This is a genomic window from Psychrobacter sp. 1U2 (assembly GCF_051847575.1).
In genome coordinates this window covers 1-811 of record NZ_JBPYDC010000836.1, presented here as the reverse complement: position 1 = coordinate 811, position 811 = coordinate 1, and the positions used below count along the sequence as shown (strand labels likewise).

At 42.3% G+C, this 811-nt stretch carries 1 pseudogene; it reads right to left on the bottom strand.

Going from position 1 to position 811, the window contains the following annotated elements:
• Positions 1–430, bottom strand: a pseudogene (locus ACS8FD_RS19030) (cell division protein ZipA C-terminal FtsZ-binding domain-containing protein); the annotation flags it as partial.
• Positions 431–811 lie beyond the last annotated feature (381 nt).

Here is an 811-nt window from a genome sequence, read left to right as displayed (position 1 = left end):
CATTACCAGCTTGCATGTGGCGAGCTGCTTCTGAAAACTCAGCATTATCTGCACGTTGCTGCTCAGCTTGCCAGCGCGTATAGTCTTCATCATTGTTGTCATCAGTATCCACGCCAATCTCACCGCGACCTTGAGTCAATTGTGCATCGACAGTGGTATGGGTCTCGGTCAACGGCTCATCTTCGATAACCGCATCGAGATAGTCACGATTGGGCGCAATGGTGGTCTCACCTGGAACTGTATCATCAAAATCTGGTTGATCGACAATATTACGCTCGTGACGCGGTATGATAGGTATACCATTTTTATCATAATTGACTACCGCAACCTCCGTACCATTCCGACGCTTAAAGCTACGAATGACCATAAACAGGCCTGCAAGCACAACAAATGCAGCAACGGCAATCAAAACAAACTGAATAGCGGTCATGAGAAATACATCCTAATAACTATGATAAAAGGGAATACACAAAATGGAATAAATGGCAATAGTCTAGCATGGCTGACTAACCTCGTCACCATATAGTAATTGTTTATGGTCAGCGCGACATAGTTGCGTTACGTTACACTCTCAGCACTCACTATAATACTAAAGTCTGTATAAAATCCGATACCAGTTATCAATGATTAATATCGATTATTTATACTAATTGTCGATATAGCTGGCCGCTTCATTGAGTGAAACACTCACTAAAGTAGAGATACCAGCATTTGGCATGGTAATACCCTTCAGCTCATCGGCAATTTGCATTGCAAGCTTATTATGACTAATAAAGATAAACTGCAAATCGTCTGCCAGCTCATGAATGAG